This window comes from Paenibacillus cremeus, from assembly GCF_007786445.1.
Lineage (GTDB): Bacteria > Bacillota > Bacilli > Paenibacillales > NBRC-103111 > Paenibacillus_G > Paenibacillus_G cremeus.
Genome location: NZ_VNJI01000046.1, coordinates 37595 through 61835, shown reverse-complemented (window position 1 = coordinate 61835; position 24241 = coordinate 37595). Strand labels below are relative to the sequence as shown.

Sequence of the window (24241 nt, the reverse complement as noted above, 5' to 3'; positions counted from 1 at the left end):
GCGAAGCATAACAAGCACCATCCGTTCGTAAGTAGTAACTCAATTATATCACATTAACGCGGTGTCGTGTTAAATTTTATGGTTATTAAAAAGGCTATCGAGAGACTTTCTCGACAGCCTGAAAAAGCCCTAAGGGGCTTTTTTTTCATGCGCTTGCTTATCGACCCTGTGTTGCCTGCTGCAGCCGGTGGACAAGCTCCCGGAACCATGCTTCATCTCGGGTTTGCAAGGCCAAGTCGATCATGAATCGCAGGCTCTCCGGATGAGGCAGCGCTTCGAACTGCGTTTCGCAGCTGGCGACAACCCGTTCCCTATCCAGCGTCTCGAAAACGAAAAGCGGCAGCTGCATCGCATATTCCAACTGCTTAAACCGAACGATTCGTCCGTAGTATGGATGTTCGGGATGCTTGATTTGATAATGATCGCCTTCTTGCAGCTTCAAATAAAAAGAAATGTACATGTGTGAGGCTCCCCGGGCGCAGCTTTAAACATCAATGTAAACGGTTTCTGACTTAAATGATGTTCGACTAAGATGAAAAATTCTCCTGCTTTAATTACAAATTGTTCCATGGTAAAATCCAAGCATCTGACCTACTTAAGGAGAGGTGCACGATGATTTTTTCCCCGTCCATCGACGCGGTGTTCAGACAAACGAATAGGAGCATCGAGGAGAAGCTGGGTATGCTTCATGAGCTCGGCTTCAGCGCTTTTGAAATCTGGGGCTGGTGGAATCGGGACCTAGATGCACTGCAGCAGGCGAAGGAACGGCATGGCCTGACGCTGGCGTCCATGTGTACGCGAATCATCTCTTTAGTTGATCCGAGTCAGCGAAATGCGTATCTCGAAGGGCTGAAGGAAAGCCTCGCGGTCGCTCAGCGCTTGGGCTGCCGGTATTTGATCAGCCAGACGGGGAATTACATTCCCGAGGTGCCTCGGGAGCAGCAGCAGCAAAGCCTCATCGCCGGTCTGAAGGCAGCAGCTCCTTATTTGGAAGAAGCGGCTGATGTGACGCTCATCGTCGAACCGCTGAATACGAAATTCGATCATAAAGGCTACTATCTTGAGCGCTCGGACGAAGCTTTTGAAATCATCGATGCCGTGGGCAGCCCGCAGGTCAAAATCGTCTATTACATCTATCACCAGCAAATTTCCGAGGGCAATCTCATCCCAACGATCAAGTCCAATATGGATAAAATCGCATATTTCCATCTGGCGGACCATCCGGGGCGTCATGAGCCGGGTACGGGAGAAATTCATTATCCCAACGTGCTTCAGGCGATCCGAGACACAGGCTACACTGGCTATGTCGGGCTGGAATATTTTCCACTCACAGATGCAAGGCAGAGCTTGCAGCGCTTCTTAGAGCAATTTGCGGGATAGAAAAAATAAACGTCTTTGTTCCTGTCATGTGACTGGAGCAGAGACGTTTTCTTCATTTAAACTCGATGATCCTAAACCAGCCCTTGGGCAAGCATCGCATCGGCTACTTTGATAAAGCCCGCAATATTGGCGCCTACCACGAGGTTGCCCGGATGACCGTACTCCTCGGCCGCTTGGACGGCGTTTTTGTAAATATTTTTCATGATCGTATGGAGCGCACGCTGCCCGCCGATCGACTGTCCTGTAAGGGAGTTTTTGAAGGTTTGCTCGAATCCTAGGCTTACGTGGACCAATTCCCCTTCAACGCTTCCACGTATCGTTTGGCCGATCTTTGTACGGCTTCATTCGCATCCTCAAGTACAATCTTATGAAAAGCGTTGTATAGTCGATCGAATGGCAGTCTTTTTACGTTACTCGCAATTTCTTCGACCTTTGCAGCAGGCAAGGGGATGAGATTCGGGTAGCTGTACATGAAGCTCACCCATCGGGGATCCGCTACGACCTGAATGGTGTCGCCGGTCAAAAGCACTCCCTTGCTCTCATTCCCTTTTTCCCAGTGCAGCACCGAGCCTCCCTGAAAATGACCGCCTAAACGGTGTAAGGTCAGTCCATCCGCCAACTCGAGCGTATCACCTGTCCAGAACACTACTCTCTCGCTAGGCCGCATCACCCATTCCTTGTCCGCTTCATGGATGTACACCGGTGCGTCCAGCGCATTCGCCCATTCGATTTGCGAGGAATAAAAATGGGGATGGGATAAAGCGATTGCCTGAACTCCGCCTAATGCCTGAACTTGAGCTAAGGTTTCAGCATCCAAATAGGAAATACAGTCCCATAACACGTTAAAGCCATCGTTTTGAACGAGATAAGCGGTTTGACCGATCGCAAAGCCCGGGTTCGTCCGAAGGCTGTACAGATGGGTTTCATCCTGCGAGATGACGTTGGAATAGCGACCGCTTTCCCTCATAAGCTCCAGCGTCGTCCAAGCTTGTCCGGTTAGAGGTACGTATTGGCGTTCATCCTCGCAAATTGCACAGCGGGCAGGCGGTTCTACCGATGGGGAGTGCTGCGTTCCGCAAGTGGTACAAATGAAATAGGTCATAGTAGTTCTCCTTCCTCAATAGCAGGGGATGGGATGAAAAATGAAGCTTCCTTATCTACTTATTTTATGAGATCTTTCTTTGCTTAGCATCCGTATTTGGATTAATATGTTGATTTAGGAACTAGTAGAGGAGCATGCCGTTATGACGACCAAGAACTATCAGAGCTTGATCGACGAACAGATTTTTATGGGCGGTGCCGCTGATGTAGAAGACATGGTGAAAAACGAAGGCGTTGAAGTCATCGTCGACTTGCGCGGAGAAGCCACGGAATGTGCGTTTCCAGGCGCGCCCGTGGAGTGGATTCAAGTCCCATTGGGCGATCAGGCGGAAGGTCCGCAGGATGTCTTGTTCGATCAGGCGATCAATAAGGTGATTGAAGCCTATCAGAGCGGGAAAAAAGTCGGCTTTCACTGTGCCGGAGCTGGCGGCAGAACGGGAGCCGTAGCAGTTGGAACCTTGATCCGATTGGGGAAAAGCCGGACGATCACGGAAGCCGAGGCGCTAGCCACGAGCATCCGTCCACGCATCAACATCAAGCCGAATCAGCGCGAGGCGATTGAAAAGTTATTTGATAAGTAAGTGAGAGGCTGTCCAGCGGGGCAGTCTTATTTTTTTACCCCATCATAAAAAAACACAGGCGAGCGTAAGGATTTCAATCCCGGTCGCCTGTTAGGATGTCTATGCTGAGAGAAACCCAAGATGTTTATCCCGAACCGAAAGAGGAGCTGGAGCTACCATGTCAATGCTGCAAATGGAACGAGAATCGCTAATCGAGGAAATCATGCGCTTGGATGTGCTGGACACGCACACGCATCTGGTGGGGGAGAGGCTGCGCGCCCGTGATTTCTGGGAGATCGCCCATTACTTTTGGCTAAACAAAGAGATGCAGGCTGTAGGCTACCCGAAGCAAGCGACGGAACTGCCGGAGGACGAGCGCATCGCGGCGTTCCTGAAGGCCTACCGCGCGACGCGGAACACGCTGATGAACTGGGTGCTGACGCAGATTTTCAAAACACTGTATGGAATCGAACTCAAGGATGAGCAGTCGATTCGGGAGGCAGATGCAGCGGTCAGAGCCTCGAGCGAGCGGGAGGGCTGGGCGCAGCTGGTTGCGGATCGGCTCAGCATTCAAGCGTTCGTAACCAACATACCCGAGCATGCGGCTTTTCAAGAGATGCGGCGCAGCGCCATCGTCATCCCCCGAATCGACGGTAAGCTGAACGAGTGGGTGAGGACGATTGGGCAGGCGGAGGAGCCGCAGCAGCAATTCAAGGCGATTCAGGACGAGTTGAAGCAGCTGCTGCTCAGCTACAATCAGATGGGCTGCCCCGGTATTATGACGACGCTGCCGGGCTATGCGTCCAGCGCCAACGATAGCTACAGCCTGTCCAAGGCCTCGACGCCGGACCAAATCTTGATGCTGCTGCTGCATACCGTATGCGAAATCGCCGAGCAAAACGACATGCTAGTCCAGCTATTCCTGGGTGTGGAGCGCTCATGGTGCGGCACGGCCGTACCCGTGAACGACCCGCAGCGAATTTTGAAGCTGTCGGCGCTATTTGACCGGTACGCGTGCCGCTTCGAGCTTGTCGTCGCCTCCGAGTTGAATAACCTCGACGTAGTGCAAGCGGCTTGGAATTTCCCTAATGTCCACGTTGGCGGACTGTGGTGGTTCAATTTCCGGGCCAGCACCTACCGCGACTGCATGCAGTATCGACTGGAGGCGCTGCCTAGCATGAACAGCTCGCTGATCGCCTCCGATGCGCGCTGTATCGAATGGAGCTACGGCAAAATTTTGCTCGTGAAGCGGCTGCTGGGCGAGTTTTTATATGAGCGCATCCAGTCCGGGTGGATCGACCGGGAGCTGGCCATCGAGGTGGCCAAAGCTTGGCTGTACGATAGTGCTGCAGAAAGATACCGCTTTCATAATTCGTAAAAAAACACAGGTTGCAAAAAGATACGCCATGGAGCCCTTCCGATTCCCATTGTATGATCTTAGTACAAACAAAGTAGTATAGCTTACAACTGCTGACAACTGAAATCGCTGAATTTCGATTGCAGTTGCAGCATAGGAGGGGAACCATGGCAAGCAAAATGTACGCGTCCGACCGCATCACCCTGCACCATAAGACCAGCAGTGCAAAATGGGCTCACCGAAAAAAGCATTGGGCGCTGTATCTCATCTCGATTCCCGGCATCTTCTTTTTTCTGGTGTTTAAATACATTCCACTGCTCGGATCGGTCATTGCATTTCAGAACTACAACATTTTTAGAGGCATCACGGGCAGTCCATGGGTCGGCTTGGAGCACTTTAAACGCATGTTCGCTTACACCGAGTTTATGACCATTCTCCAAAACACGCTCATCATCGGCTTCTACGACCTTATCTTTGCGTTCCCGATTCCGATTGTGCTTGCGCTGCTGCTTAATGAGCTTCGGATCGCCGTGTTCAAGCGGCTGGTGCAAACCGTCGTTTACTTGCCGCATTTTCTCTCTTGGGTCATCGTGGGGGGGATTCTGGTAGGCTTGCTGTCTCCGACGACGGGCTTTGTCAATCACGTGTTGTCTTCCTTTGGGATCGAGCCGATTTACTTTCTGGGCGACAACGACTATATCCGCAGCATCTTGGTCAGCTCCGGCATCTGGAAGGACAGCGGCTGGGGAACGATCATTTATTTGGCGGCGATTGCGGGCATTAATCCCGATCTGTATGAAGCGGCTGTCATCGACGGCGCTGGACGGCTCCGGCAGACGCTCTCGATTACGATTCCGTGCATCCTGCCGACGATTACGATTTTGTTCCTGCTTCATATCGGGAATTTCCTCGATTTCGGCTTTGAGCGGGTATTTATTTTCCTCAATCCGCTCAACAGCGAGAATGGGGAAATCATCGACACGTACGTGTACAGAGCGGGGCTGGTGGACAGACAGTACAGCTACACGACCGCCATCGGGATGTTCAAATCCGTCGTCGGCTTCCTATTGATCGTTCTGGGCAATACGCTCAGCAAGAAAACAACCGGGGAAAGTCTTTATTAATGTTGCTGTAACAGGTGCAACAAATGAGGTGAAGCGCACATGATCGTCAGCCAAGCAGAACGCACGTTTCAAAAAGTTAATATCTTACTCATGACCCTAATCAGCCTATCCATGATTCTTCCGATCGTGCATGTCATCGCGCAGTCGCTCAGCGGCAGCGCCGCCATCAATACGGGCAAGGTCGGGCTGTGGCCGGTGGACCTAACGTTTGGCAATTATAAATTGCTTTTGGCCGACCCGTCCATATGGTATGCTTTTAAGAACAGCATCATCATCACGGTCTGTGGGACCTTAATCAACCTGGCGGCGACCGCCTCACTGGCGTACCCGCTATCCAGACAAGAATACGACGGGCGCAAGCCGATCTTGATCCTGATCTTGATCACGCTTATTTTTCATGCGCCTCTCATTCCCAACTATTTGCTGATCAAGCAGCTGGGGCTGCTCAATTCGCTGTGGGCGCTCATGCTTCCAACGGCGATCAGCGCCTTTAACCTGTTCGTGATGCGCTCCTTTTTCATGAATCTGCCCAGCGAGCTGTTCGATTCCGCGAAAATCGACGGCTGCGGCGAATTCCGCCTGATTCGGCACATCGTGCTGCCTTTGTCGAAGCCGGCGATGGCGACGATGGGGATTATCTATGCCGTTGCCAACTGGAATGCGTATTCGGCGGCGGTGTACTACATCGACAAACGCACGCTGATTCCGCTTCAGGTGCGGCTGCGGGAGATCATCATTACCGATAACTACGGTCAGTCGGACGTTACCTCCGAGCTGATGGCGCAGCTGTCGCCGGAGGGCATCAAGATGGCGGTGATCGTCTTCGCCACCCTTCCGATCATGCTCGTCTATCCGTTTTTGCAAAAGCATTTCATCCAAGGGATGCTGGTCGGATCAATAAAGTCCTAAGTCATTGAGGGGTCTGCTATGAACAAGCGCCTTGCCCTAACGGCGGCCGCTGGGGTCGTGCTCATCGGCTCGATCGCCGGCTGCAACACCAGGAACCAGGCACCGGACGACGTCATGTCTGCCAATCCGAAGTCCGGAAAGCCGCCCGCGACGAAATTTTCCATCGCTTATATGACGACCACGAATACGGGCTACTTCTCCCGCATTCCCGATTTGAGCAAGGACAAGTGGATTACCAAGCTGGGGGAAAAAACGAATACCGAGCTGAAGGTGCGTGTGATCGAGGAAAGCAAAATGCCGATCATGTTTGCGGGCAACGACATTCCCGATGTCGTGGGAAGCAACGGCACGCCGACCAGCAAAACGATGTCGGGCTCCGTGGAGGCCGGCATGTTCCTGCCGCTGGATGATGCGCTGAAGCAGTATGCACCGAAGCTGCTGAGCATGATCCCGAAGGAAGCTTGGGACGCCGTCTCCTACAACGGCAAAATTTACGCGATTCCTACCTATTTGTCCAACAAGTCTCGGCGCGCGACCTTTATCCGCACGGATCTGCTGCAGAAGGCGGGCCTTCAGCCGCCACGGACGATCGAGGAAATGCTGGAGGTACTCCGCGCATTCAAGCGCATGGGGATCGAGCATCCGTATCAGATGCGGGAAAATTTGAAATATGCCGATCTCATCCTCGGGGCATACGACGTACTCCCTTACAGGGATCAGTTCGAAGTCGTGAACGGACAAGTCGTGCCGAAGTTTTTTGACGTGGAGAATATAGAGAAAGCGCTTCAGGTGTATAAGACGATGGTGGAGGAAGGGCTGATCGCCAAAGATTTTGCCACGATCTCCTCGACGGACTACTATAAATTTATTCGCAGCGGCAAGGCTGGGATGTGGTCCTCCAACGCGACGGCGCTGGTCGATTTTCGCACCTCCATTCAGCAGGTGGAGCCGAAAGCAACGGTGGACATCATTGCCTCGCCAACCGGTCCCGAAAGTAAGGGCGGTTACTTTTACTACACGCCGGTGGTCAACGCATTTTACATTAATAAAAATGTGAAGCCGGACGCGATCCCGGGCATTCTGCATTTCTTCGACTGGATGGCGACGGAGGACGCAGAGAAGTTTTTCACCTTCGGGATTGAAGGAGATAACTATACCGTGGAGAACGGGAAGATCAACTACAAAATACCTCAGACCAAAGAGGAGATCGAAGAAGAGGGCTGGCGAAGCGGAATGCTGTGGGGCGCGCACGATGGGACGGCGACCCGGATGCGGCTCGAGCTCGACCAGAACGGCAGAGATACGCTGAAGGCGCTCGATACGGTGCTGCTGAAAGAGGGCTTGCCCGGCATCGGCTTCAACCCCGATTTGACCGCGTTTGCGAAGTACCCGGACATTGCCCCGCAAGGACAGGATGGGATACCGAAGCTGATTTTGGACCATATGATCAAGATGATCTACGGCAAGGAGCCGATCTCCGAATGGCCTGCGGTCATCGAGGAATATAAGGCGAAGGGCGGCAAGGAGCTGCTGGAAGAAGCGAACGAACGATACTGGAAGAAGGAAGGCATCGTCAACTTTTATCAGGACTAGAAAAAGGAGACCACCTATGCAGCTGCTGATCGTCGATGATGAACCGATAATCCGAATGGGCCTTCTCAAGATGGCCGAAGCGTACGCCCCCGCCTTCAAGAGCATCCGGACCGCGGACAACGGACAGGAAGCGCTCGAACGCATCCGCGAGGCGGAGCCGGATTTCGTGCTGACGGATATCCGCATGCCGAAGCTGGACGGACTGGGGCTATGCCAAGCGATGCATGAGCATTATCCCCGAATTCAAACGGTTGTTATCTCCGGCTATAACGATTTCGAATATGCCCAGAAGTGCATCGGCTATGGCGTCAAGCACTACCTGCTGAAGCCGGTGACGAAGAGCGACGTTCACGAGGTGCTCGACAAGCTGATCCGCAAATCCGCCAAAAGCTACGTCTCCGTTGCGCGCTACGTGGATACGATCGACCGGCTCGAGAGCTGCATCTGGTCGATGCAGCGGGAGGAGCTGTTTGGCGTGCTGCGGGAGTGGAGAGAATCGTGCCTGTCGACGGAGCTGACCATCAGCCAGCTGAAGGAGCTGCTCGAGGATTGCATCGCCCTCTTGGTTAAACGCTTTCAAGCGCGCAATTTTTCGCCGGACTATCATCGGGATGCGCTGCCGGGCGGAGGGATGAATGAGCTCTTAGACAGCTTTGAAGCTCGGCTGCGTCAGATGGAGCAGTCGCTGATGCTGGTGCGAAGCGGCAATTACAGAGATCCGATGGAGGAAGCCAAGGCGTATATCGACAGTAGGCTGTCGCAAGAAATTTCGTTGGATCAGGTGGCTGCGATGATCGGCCTCACACCGACGTATTTTAGCGCCTTGTTCAAGAAGATGACGAGCGAAACGTTCGTGCAGTACCGGATCAACAAACGGATGGAGAAGGCCAAGGAGCTGCTGTCCGTCCCGCATATCCGGATTATCGATGTCGCGAGCGAGGTAGGCTATGACGACTACCCCCATTTTACGAAAACCTTCAAGAAGATCGTCGGTGTCTCGCCGTCCGATTACCGCACCGCGTTGGGGATCAAATAAATGAAGCGAAGAAGCTTGTACCGCAAACTCTATGTTTATTTTCTCATCGTCATTGTGCTGTCGCTTGCGAGCGTCGGCTTTTTCTCTTATCGGACGTCTTCGCAGGAGCTCGATGTGCTGGTTCGCAACCAAATGACGCAGATTGTGGGCAATGCGGTGCATCATACCGACTCTTATTTGAAGGGGTATGAGCGCTCGCTAGTTTCCCTCTTGACCAACCGGGAGGTAAAAGAGTTCGTCGACCTTCCGGGCAACCTCGAAGAGTACGAGTATTACCGGTACCGCAAGCTGATCCGCGAAATCGGCGTCGATCCGCTGTTCATCCGCAACCCGGAGATCGCCTCCATCTACGTCATCAGCTTCAAAGGCAACGCGGTGTACTATTTCAGCGATGTGCCGGAGCAGTCGTTCAGCGCCGATGAAGTCAAGAGTCAGCTGGATTATTTCCGCGCCCATACGAATAACGAGGGACTGCTCGGCATTTTGAACAACAGCATCTTGAGCAACCAGAAAAATCAAATGATCACGCTCGTCCGCCAAATCCGCGGGCTCTCCTCTCCGGTACCGCAAGGGCTGCTGGCGATCGAGGTGCGGTCGGCCGATTTGTCCGCACTGTGGAAGGGCATTGATCTGGGCGCGAACGGTTACTTTTTTATCATGGACGAGAACGGGCAGATCGTGTACCATCCGCAAACCGATCGGGTCGGAACGATGGTGCCGGAGCCGCTGAAGCACAAAATCACCGCAAGCGGCCAGCAGCTCTTCGAGGATTCGGACCAGGGCGAGGACCGGGTATACATGGCTCGCAAATCCGATTACTCCGGCTGGAGCCTCGTCGTGTCCATGCCGAAGAGCGAGCTTCGCAAGCCGGTATCGAACATTCGGCTGACGACGATCGTCGTCGGGCTGTTCACGCTGGTGCTGGCGCTCGGAATCGCCTACCGCTTCGGCCGATCGATTACCGTACCGATCCAGGTGCTGAAGAACGGGATGCGCGAGACGGGGAAGGGGAACTGGGCGACCATTCCGCTGCCTGAGCATAGCGATGAAATCGTCGAGCTGATGATGCGCTACAACCGGATGGTGCAGCAGCTGTCCGAGCTGGTGGAGAAGGTGTACGAGGCCGAGCTGAAAAATCAGGTGATCCAGATGGAGCGCCAGCAGGCGGAATTCCAGTCCCTGCAGCTGCAGATTAATCCGCATTTTATGTACAACACGCTGGAGACGATCGTTTGCTATGCGGTGATTCAAGATTCGGAGGAAATCTCCGAGATCGTCAAATCGCTCGCTTACATGCTGCGCTATTCGGTGCAGACGAACCTGGAGGAGATTACGGTTGCCAACGAGCTCAAGCACGTGATGTACTTCATGGTCGTGCTGCACCACCGCATCGGGCGGGAGTTCGAGCTGGATGTGGCGATTAAGCCGGAGCTGCTGCTCTACCAGATGGTGCGCCTCACTTTGCAGCCGCTTGTGGAAAATGTATTCCAGCACGCATTCCCGGACGGCGTAGAGGATTATCATTGGATTCGCATCGACGCTGGAGAAACGGAGGACGGGCTGTTCTGGGTCAGCGTGGAGGATAACGGCGCCGGGATGACGGCGTCCAAGCTGGCCGAGCTGCGGGAGAAGCTGAGCGCGAACCGGCTGGCGGACGGAGAGGCGGATGGGGCGGGCAAGAAGGGCGGCATCGGCATTCTGAACGTGCACCGCCGCATTCAAATGGTGTTCGGCGACGAGTACGGCCTGCAGATCGACAGCGAGCCGGAGCGGGGCACCAGGATGATGATGTATATGCCGGCTATGGACCGGCGGAAGGCGGCAATCGCGCTCGGAGCCTAAGAAAAGCTCGTGCAGGAGCGACGTTTACGCAATTTTAACAATCCGATACCGGTACGTTAACACTAGGATAAAATTCCTATGCTACGCTTAAGTCAAACACTTAGGAACATACAGGAGAATGAGAGTGGCTAGACACCGGATCCATATTACAAGCGGGAAGCATGGGGCATTGGCGCGTGCCGAGCTTCTGGATATATTGCAGCAGCAAGCCATCGCCACCTTATTTCAGCCGATCGTTTCGCTGATTGACGGTACGGTGTTTGGCTATGAGGCGTTGTCCCGCGGGCCAGAGAACAGCGAGCTGCATTCGCCTTTGGAGCTGTTCGGGCGCGCGGAAGAGGTCGGACTACTGTATCCGCTCGAAAGGCTGGCCAGGGAAAAGGCAATTCAAGGCTCCTTCATCCGCAAGGAAGACCAGCTGCTGTTTTTGAATCTGTCCGCACACATTTTGCAGGATCCCCGTTTCGTTCCGGGCAACACCCTCAAGCTGCTGGAAGCGCGGGGGATTGCGCCCGGCAATGTGGTATTCGAAATTACGGAGCGGACGTCGATCGAGGACTTTGGTGCGGCGAAGCGGATCTTGGATCATTACCGGCAGCAGGGCTACCGGATTGCCATTGATGATGCGGGAGCGGGGTATTCCTCGCTGCAGGCGATTGCCGAGCTGCAGCCCGATTTTATCAAAATGGACCGATCCCTCATTCGGGAGGTCCACCTGAGCAAGACGAAGGAGTACATTCTCGAAACGATGCTGGCGTTCGCGCAGAAGCTGGATATTTTCATCATCGCCGAAGGGATTGAAACGTCGGAAGAGCTGATGAAGCTGACCCGGATGGGCATTCACTATGGACAAGGCTACCTGCTGGGGCGGCCAAGCGAACGGGAAGTTAGTCTTAAGCCGGAAATCAGGGAGAACATTGCCCGGCACCGCAAAAATTATGAAACGGCCGGCAGCGTATGGGCGATCGGCGACCTGGCTTCGCCCTGTCCGTGCTTCGATGGCAAAACGCCGATATCGACGGTCGCCAGCTACTTCAATAAGAATGTCACGGCGCTCGGAGCGGTCATCGTAACGGACCAAAAGCCGATTGGACTCATTATGCGGGATCGGCTGTTTCAGCAGCTGGCCGGCCAATATGGCTACTCGCTGTTCTGGAACCGGACGATCGATCAGGTGATGGACGGCAAGGCGCTGATTGTGGACGAGCAGACCCCGGTGGAGCGGGTATCGCAGCTGGCGACCTCCCGCGATATTAACAACTTGTATGACTTTGTGGTCATTACATCAGAAGGCCGTATTCGCGGCGCCGCCTCGATTCGCGCCATTCTGGAATGCATCACGAACGCTCGCATGGAGAACGCCAAGGTCGCCAGTCCCTTGACGGGGCTGCCCGGCAACATGCAGATTCACCGCGAGCTGACCAAACGCTTGTCCGATGGAAAGCGCTTTTCCGTCATGTACGCCGACTTGGATTATTTCAAATGGTTCAACGACCGGTACGGGTTTCATAAAGGAGACCAGCTCATTCAGTTCACGGCGGACTGTATTCAGCAGGCGGTAGGGGTGCTCGGGGAGCCGTATGATTTTGTCGGTCATATCGGCGGGGATGATCTGATTGCCATGACCGTCTGCCACGATCCGGAAAAGCTGGGGAGTGAGATTCTGCGCCGCTTCGAGCAAGGCGTCGGCGTGTTCTATGAGGAGCAAGAGTGGACCTACGTCGAGGACCGCAATGGCAACCGAGTGGAGAGCGAGGGTGTAACGCTATCGCTGTCTCTAGTCGTGTGCGAGACCGCCGTGCCGGTTTCGATGGAGCAAATTTCCCTGACGGCCGCCAAGCTGAAAAAACAAGCCAAAGCACACCGCGGCAGCGTGATGTGCTCCCACAAGATCGGTGTGCCTTTGCTTACCGAGGCCGATCAGCTTCAAGTCAATAGCTCGGGAAGCTGATCCAGCGCTTGGACCAAGAATACAGTTCGTTTTCCCAGCCTCTGCTGGGATATTTTTGTTGCTTCGCTTCTAGCCGTGCCTGAGCTGGCTTGGAGCCAGATGGCATCCATGCCCGCTTTCACCGCTCCGCATACATCGTGCTTCCATGAGTTGCCTACCATGACGGCTTGCCGGGGAGCCAGCTGCAGCGATTGGAGTGCGCCTCGGAACAGATAGGGCGCCGGCTTTTTGTCCACCGGCTTTTGCGCGGTGAAGATGCGCTCGATCGGGAAAAACACCGCCAGCCCGAACCGCTCGAGCAGCTGTAGCACCTCCCCCCGCGGACTGTTGCTGATAATGGCCAGCATGTAGTGCCGTGATAAATCATCCAGCGTTTCAATCGTGCCCGGCGCGGTCGTTTTGGCACTGGTTTGCAGCCTCCGCACCTCCAGAAGGAAGCTCTGGGGCATACTCGCGGAGACCGGGATGCTCATGACGTGGAACGCCTCCCGCAAGCATTGCTGCTGCAGCGCATCGAGCTGCTTGAAGGTGGCGCGGATCTTTTTGCGCTGCTGCCAGCGGACATTGTACTCTCCCCACAGCCGATCGGCGGGAATAGGCTCGTCTTGAAGCCACCGGCCGGCATACTCCTCCCACACCTGCTTGAAGCATACCTCGAAGCTTAAGCCCTGCTGAACCAGCGTCTGATTTACATCGAAAAAAATCGCTTGCTTGCCGTGAAGCCGATGAGGCTCCAGTCGAACGTTTTCTTGATCTTTCATACGGACTTCCTCCGATCTCCACCCGGACCCCAATGGGGATGGCAGGATGGATCGCGATACTACATTTTATGCCGCGGGGGCGGCTGTCACCCCTGATTTACATAGGAGTTGCGAAGCTTTTTTTTACCTAGCCCGCATGCTATCATGTATAATAGTTGTTTACCGATTTGAAAAATGGGGTGTAGCAGGTGTCCAAGCTGATCTTGATTGACGGCAACAGCATCGCCTATCGGGCGTTTTTTGCACTGCCGCCGCTCAGCAACTCGAAAGGACTGCATACCAATGCGGTCTACGGCTTTACAACGATGCTTCTGAAGCTCTTGGAAGAACACAAACCGACGCATTTCCTGGTCGCGTTCGACGCCGGGAAAACCACGTTCAGACATAAAGGCTATGCAGAGTATAAAGGCGGACGGGAGAAAACGCCTCCCGAGCTCTCCGAGCAATTTCCCTTGCTGCGGGAGCTGCTTGACTCGTTCGGCATCCGCAAGTTCGAGCTGGAAGGCTACGAGGCGGACGACATCATCGGAACGATGACGCGCATCGCCGATGAGAAGGGCGGGATCGAGGTCACCGTCGTGACCGGGGATAAAGACATGCTGCAGCTGGCCTCCGAGCAGGTGAGCATCGCGCTCACGCGCAAGGGCATCAGCGAAATCGAGCTGTTCAACCCGGCGCATATTGATGAGGTGTATGGCCTGAAGCCGCTGCAGATCATCGATCTCAAAGGGCTTATGGGCGATACAAGCGATAACATCCCGGGTATTCCTGGGGTGGGCGAGAAGACAGCGCTTAAGCTGCTGCACGAGTACGGCTCGGTGGAGAAGGTGCTGGAGAACGCGTCCAAGATCAAAGGGAAAATGGGCGAGAAGGTTGCCGCACACGCCGATGACGCCCGGATGAGCAAGGAACTCGCTACGATCTACCGCGAGGTGCCGGTTGATATGCCATTGGAAGAGCTGAAGTATGATGGCTACGATGGACAAGCCTTGGGCGACATGTTCCGCAAGCTGGAGTTTAAGTCGCTCTTGGAGCGGCTCGATTTACCAAGCGCTGGAAGTACCGGCGGCTTAGAAGGCGGTGCTGCGACGGAGGCTGTGGAAGCTGAAGCGGCGGCCTTGGAAGTTGTCGAGGTAACGGAGGGCAATCTGGACGTGCTGGTTCAGGCGCTTTCGACAGTACAGGCCGTGCACGTGGAAGTGATCGGCGACAACCCGCACAACTCCGAGGTGCTGGGGCTGGCCTTCTTCGCGCCGGAAGCCGGCGTCAGCTACTATGCGCCGTTCGCGCTGCTGCAGCTGGACGCTGCCCGTGCCGTTCGCGACTGGCTGGAGTCGGACGCGAAGTCCGTCGCCGTCTATGACCTGCACCGCGCCGTCGTGGCGCTGTCGTGGCAGGGCATCGAGCTGCGCGGGGTGGGCTTCGACGTGCTGCTCGCCGGCTATTTGCTCGACCCGACGGAGTCGGCGCTCACCTTGAACGGGCTCGCTGCCCGTTATGGGCTGCCGTCTTTGCCGGCGGATGAGGACGTTTTCGGCAAAGGCGCGAAGTTTCAAGTGCCGGCACAGGACGTGCTGACGCGCTTTATGTGCCGCAAGGCGGCGGGCGTTCACGGCTTGACCGAGCGGCTGAAGGCCGCGCTGGAAGAGAGCGTCATGCACGAGCTGTTCTACGATCTGGAGCTGCCGCTCGCGCTCGTGCTGGCTTCGATGGAGCGCAAGGGGATCCGCGTCGATGCGGAGGAGCTCAAGGCGTACGGCGCGGAGCTCGGCAAGCAGCTCGAGGTCATCATGCGAGCGATCTATGACGCGGCGGGCATGGAGTTTAACATTAACTCGACGAAGCAGCTCGGCGAAATCTTGTTTGAGAAGCTTGGTCTGCCCCCCGTCAAAAAGACAAAGACCGGCTATTCGACCGATGCCGAGGTGCTCGAGAAGCTGGAGCCGCACCATCCGATCGTCGGCCACATTTTACATTACCGGACGCTCGCCAAGCTTCAATCCACCTATGTCGAAGGTCTGCTCAAAGAGGTTCGCCCTTCGACCGGCAAGGTGCACACGTACTACAAGCAGACGATCGCGGCGACCGGGCGGCTCAGCAGCCAATACCCGAACCTGCAGAACATTCCGATCCGGCTGGAGGAAGGCCGCAAGATCCGCAAGGTATTCGTGCCGTCCGAGCCGGGCTGGTACATTCTGACCGCCGACTATTCGCAGATCGAGCTGCGCGTGCTGGCGCACATTGCCCAGGATCCGAAGCTGATCGAAGCGTTCCAGAACAATATGGACGTGCATACCAAAACCGCGATGGACGTCTTCGGAGTATCCGAGGATGCCGTCGATGCCAATATGCGCCGTCAAGCGAAAGCCGTCAACTTCGGAATCGTTTACGGCATCAGCGATTTCGGGCTGTCTCAGAACTTGAACATTACCCGGAAGGAAGCGGGCCAGTTTATTGAGCAATATTTTGCCGTGTTCCAAGGGGTTCGCGGATATATGGACGATATCGTGAAAAAAGCCCGGCAGGACGGCTATGTGAGCACTCTGCTCCAGCGCCGCCGCTATTTGCCGGAAATTACGGCCTCTAATTTCAACCTGCGGTCGTTCGCGGAGCGTACGGCGATGAACTCCCCGATCCAGGGCACCGCGGCGGATATTATCAAGCTGGCCATGGTCCAGCTCGACGAGCGGATGCGCCAGGAAGGCGTTCAAAGCCGCATGCTGCTGCAGGTGCATGACGAATTGGTATTCGAAGTGCCGGAGAGCGAGCTGCCGCTGATGAAGCGCATCGTTGCCGAGGTCATGGAAGGCGCCTTGAAGCTCGATGTGCCGCTGAAGGTCGATGTCGACGCGGGCCTGAACTGGTACGAGGCAAAGTAAGTGAGTAAGGAGGAATTCAGGCATGCCGGAATTGCCGGAGGTTGAAACGGTACGGCGGACGCTCAATCAATTGGTGATCGGCAAAACGGTGGACCGGGTGTCGGTCCATCTGAAGCGGATCATTCAGAAGCCCGATGATACCGAAGCGTTCGCGCTGCTGCTGGAGGGGGAAACCCTCCAAATGGTTGAGCGCCGCGGCAAGTTTCTTCGCTTTATGTTCGATCACTACACGATGGTTTCCCATCTTCGGATGGAAGGGCGCTACGGAGTCTATAAGGACGATGAGCCTATGGAGCCGCATACGCATGTCGTGTTTCATTTTACGGACGGTACGGAATTGCGATATAAGGATGTGCGGCAGTTTGGGACGATGCACATTTTTCCGAAGGATCAGGATTTGACGGAGAAGCCGCTCGCCAAGCTGGGACTGGAGCCGCTGGACGAAGCGTTCACCTTCGAAGCGTTCCGCGAGAAGCTCGGAAGCAAGACGACGAAGATCAAGCCGCTCCTGCTGAATCAGGAATACATCGTCGGGATCGGGAATATTTATGTGGATGAGTCGCTGTTTTTGGCGGGGATTCACCCGGAGCGCGAAGCGAATACACTGACTAAGCCGGAGCTGGTCAAGCTTTACGAGGCGATTGTGGCGACTTTGAACGAGGCTGTGGCCGCGGGAGGGTCTTCGGTCAAATCGTACGTGAACGGACAAGGCGAGATCGGGATGTTCCAGCATCAGCTGAGAGTGTATGGCCGCAAGGGGGAGGCTTGTCCGACCTGCGGGCATGAGATTGAAAAGACCGTCGTCGGCGGACGCGGTACGCACTTCTGCCCGAAATGCCAGCCTATGAAGCGAAAAAAACGCAGCAAAGCCGTTAAAGCTTAACGATTTCGTCACGACATGGAATGCACCCACCGCCCAATTCGCCCATATAGTAAAGGGTGAACTCAATTAGAGGCGACGGAGCCTGAGGCAGCTTGCTCGGTGCTCCGTTGCAACAGGTAAGGGAGGGAAGGGCATGCTGCCTGTCGTCTCATTATTGCTGTTGGCGTTTGCTGTCAGTTTGGATGGATTCGGTGTCGGAGTTATGTACGGGTTGCGCAAAATCCGGATTCCACTGCCGTCGCTTGCCATCATTTGCTGCTGGTCGGGGGTCATTATTTACTTGTCCATGCAGATTGGTGTGCTGATGAGCCGCTTTGTTGCGCCGTCGGCCGCCAAGGATGTCGGTGCCGTGATTTTGATGGGGATCGGCGTGTGGGCGCTGTATCAGATGTTCAGCGAGAAGCGGGAGGATGCAGAGCAGGACGATGTGGGCGAATCGCAGCCTTCGGGCGATGCAGCTCCGCTGGTCGTTGCTGAATCGGCCCCTGCGACAGCCAAGGAAGTCCTGTACATCGAGCTGAAACGGTTTGGGCTGGTGATCCAGATTTTACGCACCCCATCCATCGCGGATATGGACCGGTCAGGCAACATCTCGCCTTATGAAGCGACCCTGCTCGGGCTTGCGCTATCGCTCGATGCCTTCGGCGCCGGGATCGGTGCTGCGCTGCTCGGCTTCACGCCATGGCTGACCGCTTCGGTCATTGCGCTGGCCAGCGGCACATTCCTCAGCACGGGGCTCGCTATCGGATTCCGCTTTGCCGAGCTGAAATGGATTCGCAAACTTTCCATTTTGCCCGGATTTGTTTTGATTATCATGGGTATCATGAAATTGTTCTGACCTACTTCTTTATATCACTACTACATCATAGAAATCGGGGGATGTCCATGAATATCGGATTAACCGGGGGCATCGCCTGCGGCAAAAGCACCGTGGCTGCCATGCTCGTCGGCCGCGGCGCACTGCTGGTGGATGCGGATCGCATCGCCAGGGAAGTCGTAGAGCCAGGCAGCCCAGTCTTAGCCCAAGTGATTGAACGTTTCGGAGCCGACCTGCTTCAGCCGGACGGCTCCTTGCACCGCAAGAAGCTGGGTGAGCGTGTCTTTGGGAATCGGGAAGCGCTTAGCGACCTGGAGGGAATCCTGCATCCGCCTATCCGGGCCACCATACGTGCGCGGATGGAGGAGTATGAGATGCTGCACCCGGACAAGCTGGTCGTGGTTGATATTCCACTTTTATATGAATCCAAGCTGCAATGGATGGTCTCACAGGTGATGGTCGTCTACGTACCGCGCAGCGTACAACTGGAGCGCCTAATGATTCGAGACGGCATAACGGAGGAGCAGGCGGAGAAGCGTTTGCAGTCGCAGCTGCCTATCGAGGACAAGCGGGCGATGGCCGATATGATCATTGATAATTCCGGCACACTCCAGGATACGGAACGCCAGGTGGATACGTTTTGGACGGAGAGGGGGCTGCTATGAGCTTTTGGAGCTTTTGGAGGAAAAAGCGGGTCTATGCCTTGCTGCTGCTGACCTTCCTGATCGTGTTGTTCCTCAGCAGCTCCTACGTAGGGCGGTTGTTGTATCCGATTCCCTATGCCCAAGAAATTCGCCAGAATGCGGTGAAATACCAGATGGATCCTTTCTTAATCGCGGCTGTGATGCGGGTGGAGTCGAATTTCCAGGTCGGCACGCAGTCCAAAAAAGGAGCCTACGGCCTTATGCAGCTTATGCCGGATACGTCGGATTGGATTATTGAGAAGGGCTCGTTCAACGACAGCTACCGCAAGCAGCTTGACGTTCCTGCGGTCAGCATCGAGCTTGGGACCTGGTACCTTAGCTGGATGCACAAGCAGTTTGGCGGCAACACCACGGCCGTCATTGCCGGCTATAATGCAGGTCACGGCAAAGTTAGCCGTTGGCTTCAGGAGCATGAATGGGACGGAACGCTGCAGAATGCGGATATGATCCCCTACGGAGAAACCCGGCATTATGTCCAGCGCGTTACGTATTATTATAACAAGTACCACAAATTGTATGCCGATGAGTGGCAGAGCAGGTAGAGCCGATTTACGTAGAATAAAGCAAAGAAGCATTGGACATGCTTCGAGTGAAGCGGTTGTCCAATACTTCTTGCGTATTCCCTAAAACATGTTATTATTTGAATTGACCGGCAAGCGATTGCTCGGCGATCTGCACCAGGCGTCGAGTAATGTTACCACCGATCGACCCAGCGTCACGAGTAGCCATGTTACCCATGTAACCGTCTTGTGGGATCGCAATCCCCAATTCGCTAGCTACCTCGTATTTCAGTTGATCCAAAGCGGCGTTAGCTTGTGGTACTACCAATTGATTGTTGTTGTTAGCCATGTCTGTTCACCTCCTCGTCGTTGGTAATCCTATTATGTGCTTTTGCGTGGAACTCATAACAGGGATTCGTTGGGAACTCAGGAAAGGAAGGCAATCACAATGAAATGCCCCTACTGCGAATATTCAGGCACTAAGGTGCTCGATTCGCGATCTGCCAATGAGAATAAATCGATTCGTCGCCGCCGAGAATGTGAGAAGTGCCAGAAGCGCTTCACTACGTTCGAGATGGTCGAAGAGACGCCGCTCATCGTCATTAAGAAGGACGGCAGCCGGGAGGAATTCAGCCGGGAGAAGATGCTGCGCGGTTTGATTCGAGCTTGCGAGAAGCGGCCCGTTTCGGTCGAGCGTCTCGAGATGATCGTCTCTGAGGTGGAGAAGCAGGTACGCAACACCGCTTCAGCCGAGGTCGACAGCAGGGAGATTGGCGAGATCGTGATGAGCGAGCTGTATCCGGTTGACGAAGTCGCTTATATCCGTTTCGCATCGGTGTACCGGCAGTTTAAGGATATCAACATGTTTATGAAGGAACTAAACGGGCTGTTATCCAAGCATCAGGTCGGCGGGGACAGCGGCAAAATGTAGTACCAATACCGGGCCTTAAAATCTCGTTGACAAGCTTTGTTAGGCTGTGGTATATTACTTTTTGTCGCCGCCGAAACGGCAGCATTCATATAGCATGGGGCCTTAGCTCAGCTGGGAGAGCGCATCGCTGGCAGCGATGAGGTCAGGGGTTCGATCCCCCTAGGCTCCATACACGAAACCCCTGATAGATCAGGGGCTTTCTTCTTTTACTTAGGGATTTTCTTTCTCTGTGGTAACAAAGCGGTAACAATAGCTTTTTTTACGACTAGAGAGTTACAAGAGAGCACATAAAATAATTAAAGATAATAAAAAATAAAAAGAAATAAAAAACACGAACAACGAGTTGTTCGTGCTTAATTAGATATTCGTTTTCTCAATTTTTCAAGAGCTTCTCTTTGCATACCTGGGATAACATGCTGATATATATCTAGTGTCGTCCTTATAGAAGAATGACCAAGACGATGCGATGTAGTTTTGACATCTACGCCGGCTTGAAGTAAATGTGTTGCGTGGCTGTGTCTTAATTCATGAAAAGTAACTTTTGGAATACCCGCTTTATTAAAGATACGATACAAACTGCGCCGTAAATTACTCGGGTTCATGGGAGTACCCAAGTTAGTTGGACATACTAAATCAGTGTCCTTGTATAAGTCTTGTCCAAATTTTTTCTCGCTTTCGATTAGTCTTCTCTGGTGCATCAGTACTTTTATGATATCATCATCGATTTCAACGGGGCGAGTCCCAGCTTTGGTTTTTGTACCTGATCTAATTACCCATTTGTTGTTTATTCGTTGAAGTCGTCGTACAATGTAGATGACTTTATCATCAAAATTAATATCTTTCCAATTTAAACCAAGAATCTCAGACTCACGCATACCGGTAGTTAATCCTAAATAAATTGCGCAATACATTCGGTCACCTTTAGCTGCATCTAGAAATCGCTTGATTTCCCCAATTTTTAATATAGTCTGTTCTTCTTGGGTTGCTTTGGATAATTTGTATGTCCTGCCGATATCCTTTGGGAGTTTTCCATCGGTATAAGCTTGTATTAGAGCCATCTTTAGCACCTTTAGGGTATCATAAACTGTTCGCTCAGAAAGCTTTGTGTTTGTATCTACATATTTGTTTCGCTTAAAAATAACCTTATTTTTTTGATTTAACTCGCTATGAAAATGAATTAGTGTTTCTTTTGTTATCTTGAATAATTCAACAGAACCGATAGCCTCTACAATGTGTTTGATTCGGTTTTTATAATTTTGGATCGTTACAGGAGATATGTTTAATTGTTTTTCAGTAATCCATAGATCTAGCCACTCTTTTAACGTAAGTTTAGTTGGTTCAATGTACAAACCTTTATTTTGTTTGTTTTTTGTATCGATATATTCCTTATAGGCTGTTTCAGGGTCAGAGAAACCACCATATTTTTTCTGTTTTCTTTTCCCGGTACCTGGATCTTTTACGGAGATCATATAATAAAATGATCTGCCATCCGTATCTTTCCTTTCGTAGACCCCAGGATATTTTTTCCCTCTAGCCATACCGATTCACTCTCCTAATTTATTATTGTAGATAGCTAAAAAACATAGCATTTATTATAACAACGTAGCCCCGTAATTGTATGCAGCCAATTCCCTCCATCAAGGATAATCGATAATCCCATCCGCTTGCCCCTGGAACCAATTAATGAACGAGTCACGGCTAATTCGTATTGTTCTTCCGATTCTTACAGAATGGAAATTCCCCTCGCTTACCAGCTTATAAGTTTGTGGACGCCCAATGCGTAAAAACGCCTGAACATCTTCAACCATCATCACCGCCGGAAGCTGGTCGATATCGACAATAGGCTTTTTTTTCTTTTTATTGGATTTAGTCACTTCAACATAATCCGAATGAGACGCAATATCCTGACGGTGATCCTCAATTTGCATTTTTACCGATTTTGCCATTGTAACATTCCCCCGTTAATCTGATAATTTCTGTGCTTTTTCAAATCAGCCTTTTTTTAAGGCATAGGCAGTATAGCGACAATCTCCAAAAAAGACTAGTGCTATTTTGAGTTATTTCAATAAATATTTTTATATCATTGGAAGTTGATCATTTACTGTATAGCTTCATGTTAGACGAAGAGCCTTACATTGTATTTCAACAATGTAAGGCTCTTTTTTTTGCCCCCTTCCAAGAAGGACTATCTGAATTCGTTTTCAACGGTTCGTTGGAAGGTAAACCGAGCGCAAGCAATACTCGGTGGTGGACATGCCTCTTCAATCTGTTAGCCTCAATCGAGCGTATCCACAACCTTTCAATTTGCTGGCTTGCAGCGTTGAGGAGGGGTTGTTTGTGCTTGTCGAAACAACGAAAAAAGATAATGTAACCATTAGCAGGTACAGGGATCACACCGAAATTTCGGAAGAAATTGGAAAAGGTAAGTGGCGGATCCGAGTCTTCAAAGGACAACTCACGGACAAATACGACGATATCCGATGTAAGCGGGTCGGCGAGATAATCAGCACAAAACAATTTCTGAAAACGATCGTTCGAGATGGATTTAGCAAAAAGGATCGATACTTTATGATCTACGCTAACATGCGGCATGTCAAGTCCTGCTCGTCTGAAACAACCCTGATGAAATACGTAGATTGGGCTGCCCATTTCATCCCTAATGGTTTTTTTAAGTGGCAGGATCAAAACAAAGAAAATCTCCGGCATCTGCGCTGGATGGTGTTTGACTTCGAACTGCGCCGTTCGGACGGACGGGCGTTCTTACCACAAGAAGTGTACCAAATTTTCACAAATGAAGGCTTGGAGCCCTCCATGGTCGCTCCGTCACGAACCGTAGGTAATTACCATGTGTACGTAGCGCATACCGAAATGACGGGGCATACGAAAAGCATCTATCTTTATGAGAAGATCCAGCGATATTATGCGGAAAAAATCGGGACCGACCTTGGGGCACTTGGCGCACACCATCCATTTTACCTTTGTAAGAAAGCGTGGTCGTTCGGATTAACAATCCATAACATGGATGAACTGAAAGAACGTTGGATCAAGGATCTAAGGGACAACTCGGTGAAAGAACGGGAAGACAGCAAATACGTCAATTTTAAAGCGGAGCAGATTTGGAAGCATGATGCGATTGTGGCGTTGATGGGCTGTAATTTCAACGGACGCAGAAACGAAGCAGCACTTACTCTCGCGCTTCTCTTTTATGCCATGGGCAAGACAAAAGACGAGGCGTCTGCATTTTTGATGGGCGAATGGTACGACCAGGCTAGAAAATTGGGCATCAAGCCGTTTTACCCTTCTGAGGTCCTAAAGGCAATTCGGCAGGCGTACTCGGAGAAATTTTATGGTCCCAAACGCGAATATATCGAGGCGCTCACCGGCATCGAGTTTCCGCTCAATATCTATGGGTACGCGAGGCGAGTGGACAAGCGTAAGGGGAAATACCGAAAGAACAAAAATCAAACGATCAATGCCATTCTCGAATTCATTCGGTCTCACGGCGGGGAAGTTCAAATATTTCAAAAGGATCTCATCGCACAATTGGTCGGGGAGGGATTTGCAGAACGCAGCTTGAAACGTCATCTCCTACAGCTTAAAAAAAACGGTATCATCACGTATGATGACTCAAGAGGCGAGCACGCAAAGCTACCTACCTACAAACTTGTTCAAACGGAGATTGTTGAAATCGAGCATGAAACAAAGATCGAAGTGGACACCAGCTACCGGAAACAAAATCGATTTTTAGGCGTCAAAAACCCCCTTTATAGGGCACATGCTGTGGTGGGATAAAAAGCATACGAGACCGGTCAAGGAGCGGAGTCTCAGTTAAGTGCCATCTTTGACTTACACCAGTACGACCTATGCGAAGCGAGGGAGTGATTTTCAGCCCTTGCTTTTTTTCTGCCAAGCG

At 52.7% G+C, this 24241-nt stretch carries 22 protein-coding genes, 1 tRNA gene and 1 pseudogene; 17 read left to right on the top strand and 7 right to left on the bottom strand.

Annotated features, from left to right (window positions below; all coding sequences use genetic code 11):
- Positions 1-157: 157 nt before the first annotated feature.
- Positions 158-460, bottom strand: coding sequence for an IDEAL domain-containing protein (locus tag FPZ49_RS26750; RefSeq protein ID WP_144852939.1), 303 nt, complete (start codon positions 458-460; stop codon positions 158-160).
- Between the two features lie 152 nt (positions 461-612).
- On the opposite strand from FPZ49_RS26750, the gene FPZ49_RS26745 reads away from it, so the two are divergent.
- Positions 613-1380, top strand: coding sequence for a hydroxypyruvate isomerase family protein (locus FPZ49_RS26745; RefSeq protein ID WP_144852937.1), 768 nt, complete (start codon positions 613-615; stop codon positions 1378-1380).
- A gap of 71 nt (positions 1381-1451) precedes the next feature.
- Here the strand turns inward: FPZ49_RS26745 and FPZ49_RS26740 are convergent.
- Positions 1452-1595 (bottom strand): annotated as a pseudogene (locus FPZ49_RS26740) (NADP-specific glutamate dehydrogenase); the annotation flags it as partial.
- 65 nt (positions 1596-1660) lie between these two features.
- A complete protein-coding gene (locus FPZ49_RS26735; protein ID WP_144852935.1) occupies positions 1661-2482 on the bottom strand; it encodes an MBL fold metallo-hydrolase in 822 nt (273 codons plus the stop codon).
- Positions 2483-2624: 142 nt separating this feature from the next.
- Here FPZ49_RS26735 and FPZ49_RS26730 point away from each other — a divergent pair, with 142 nt between their 5' ends.
- The 8 genes from FPZ49_RS26730 (at position 2625) to FPZ49_RS26695 (ending at position 12853) form a co-directional block, all read left to right on the top strand.
- Positions 2625-3062, top strand: coding sequence for a protein-tyrosine phosphatase family protein (locus FPZ49_RS26730; RefSeq protein ID WP_144852933.1), 438 nt, complete (start codon positions 2625-2627; stop codon positions 3060-3062).
- 157 nt (positions 3063-3219) lie between these two features.
- A complete protein-coding gene (locus FPZ49_RS26725; protein WP_144852931.1) occupies positions 3220-4419 on the top strand; it encodes a glucuronate isomerase in 1200 nt (399 codons plus the stop codon).
- A 146-nt stretch (positions 4420-4565) separates the two neighbouring features.
- Positions 4566-5522, top strand: coding sequence for an ABC transporter permease (locus tag FPZ49_RS26720; protein ID WP_144852929.1), 957 nt, complete (start codon positions 4566-4568; stop codon positions 5520-5522).
- A gap of 39 nt (positions 5523-5561) precedes the next feature.
- Positions 5562-6431 (top strand): carbohydrate ABC transporter permease, encoded by an 870-nt coding sequence (locus FPZ49_RS26715; protein WP_144852927.1) that lies wholly within the window; start codon positions 5562-5564, stop codon positions 6429-6431.
- An 18-nt stretch (positions 6432-6449) separates the two neighbouring features.
- Positions 6450-8024, top strand: a complete 1575-nt coding sequence (locus FPZ49_RS26710) for an extracellular solute-binding protein (protein ID WP_144852925.1) — start codon at positions 6450-6452, stop codon at positions 8022-8024.
- Positions 8025-8040: 16 nt separating this feature from the next.
- Positions 8041-9060: a response regulator transcription factor gene (locus tag FPZ49_RS26705; protein WP_144852923.1), complete on the top strand. Its 1020-nt coding sequence runs from the start codon at positions 8041-8043 to the stop codon at positions 9058-9060.
- The gene (locus tag FPZ49_RS26700; protein WP_144852921.1) at positions 9061-10902 is read left to right on the top strand and encodes a cache domain-containing sensor histidine kinase; all 1842 of its coding nucleotides are present in this window, start codon (positions 9061-9063) and stop codon (positions 10900-10902) included.
- A gap of 124 nt (positions 10903-11026) precedes the next feature.
- Positions 11027-12853 carry a GGDEF domain-containing protein gene (locus FPZ49_RS26695; RefSeq protein ID WP_186446122.1) on the top strand — a complete coding sequence of 609 codons (1827 nt, stop codon included), beginning with the start codon at positions 11027-11029 and terminating at the stop codon, positions 12851-12853.
- Here the strand turns inward: FPZ49_RS26695 and FPZ49_RS26690 are convergent.
- Positions 12829-13614, bottom strand: a complete 786-nt coding sequence (locus FPZ49_RS26690) for an HAD family hydrolase (protein ID WP_144852917.1) — start codon at positions 13612-13614, stop codon at positions 12829-12831. The two genes, FPZ49_RS26695 and FPZ49_RS26690, sit on opposite strands and share 25 nt — an antisense overlap.
- A 188-nt stretch (positions 13615-13802) precedes the next feature.
- On the opposite strand from FPZ49_RS26690, the gene polA reads away from it, so the two are divergent.
- The 5 genes from polA (at position 13803) to FPZ49_RS26665 (ending at position 19439) form a co-directional block, all read left to right on the top strand.
- On the top strand, positions 13803-16493 hold the full coding sequence (gene polA, locus FPZ49_RS26685; RefSeq protein WP_144852915.1) for a DNA polymerase I: 2691 nt from the start codon (positions 13803-13805) through the stop codon (positions 16491-16493).
- Positions 16494-16515: 22 nt separating this feature from the next.
- On the top strand, positions 16516-17376 hold the full coding sequence (gene mutM, locus FPZ49_RS26680; RefSeq protein WP_144852913.1) for a DNA-formamidopyrimidine glycosylase: 861 nt from the start codon (positions 16516-16518) through the stop codon (positions 17374-17376).
- Between the two features lie 133 nt (positions 17377-17509).
- A complete protein-coding gene (locus FPZ49_RS26675; RefSeq protein ID WP_144852911.1) occupies positions 17510-18214 on the top strand; it encodes an MntP/YtaF family protein in 705 nt (234 codons plus the stop codon).
- A 47-nt stretch (positions 18215-18261) separates the two neighbouring features.
- The gene (gene coaE, locus FPZ49_RS26670) at positions 18262-18858 is read left to right on the top strand and encodes a dephospho-CoA kinase (protein ID WP_144852910.1); all 597 of its coding nucleotides are present in this window, start codon (positions 18262-18264) and stop codon (positions 18856-18858) included.
- Positions 18855-19439 (top strand): lytic transglycosylase domain-containing protein, encoded by a 585-nt coding sequence (locus tag FPZ49_RS26665; protein WP_144852908.1) that lies wholly within the window; start codon positions 18855-18857, stop codon positions 19437-19439. Before coaE ends, FPZ49_RS26665 begins: the two co-directional genes overlap by 4 nt.
- A 94-nt stretch (positions 19440-19533) precedes the next feature.
- Here FPZ49_RS26665 and FPZ49_RS26660 read toward each other — a convergent pair whose 3' ends face one another.
- Positions 19534-19746, bottom strand: coding sequence for an alpha/beta-type small acid-soluble spore protein (locus FPZ49_RS26660; RefSeq protein WP_144852906.1), 213 nt, complete (start codon positions 19744-19746; stop codon positions 19534-19536).
- A 99-nt stretch (positions 19747-19845) separates the two neighbouring features.
- On the opposite strand from FPZ49_RS26660, the gene nrdR reads away from it, so the two are divergent.
- Both nrdR and FPZ49_RS26650 read left to right on the top strand, forming a co-directional pair.
- Positions 19846-20328: a transcriptional regulator NrdR gene (nrdR, locus tag FPZ49_RS26655; protein WP_144852904.1), complete on the top strand. Its 483-nt coding sequence runs from the start codon at positions 19846-19848 to the stop codon at positions 20326-20328.
- A gap of 96 nt (positions 20329-20424) precedes the next feature.
- A tRNA-Ala gene (locus tag FPZ49_RS26650) sits at positions 20425-20497 on the top strand.
- A 184-nt stretch (positions 20498-20681) separates the two neighbouring features.
- On the opposite strand, the gene FPZ49_RS26645 is transcribed toward FPZ49_RS26650, so the two are convergent.
- On the bottom strand, positions 20682-21866 hold the full coding sequence (locus FPZ49_RS26645; protein WP_144852902.1) for a tyrosine-type recombinase/integrase: 1185 nt from the start codon (positions 21864-21866) through the stop codon (positions 20682-20684).
- Between the two features lie 99 nt (positions 21867-21965).
- Entirely contained in the window at positions 21966-22274 is a 309-nt protein-coding gene (locus FPZ49_RS26640) for a helix-turn-helix domain-containing protein (RefSeq protein ID WP_261381640.1), read from the bottom strand.
- Between the two features lie 307 nt (positions 22275-22581).
- Between FPZ49_RS26640 and FPZ49_RS26635 the strand changes: the two genes are divergently transcribed.
- Complete coding sequence (locus tag FPZ49_RS26635) at positions 22582-24120, top strand: hypothetical protein (protein ID WP_144852900.1); 1539 nt, start codon at positions 22582-22584, stop codon at positions 24118-24120.
- Positions 24121-24241 lie beyond the last annotated feature (121 nt).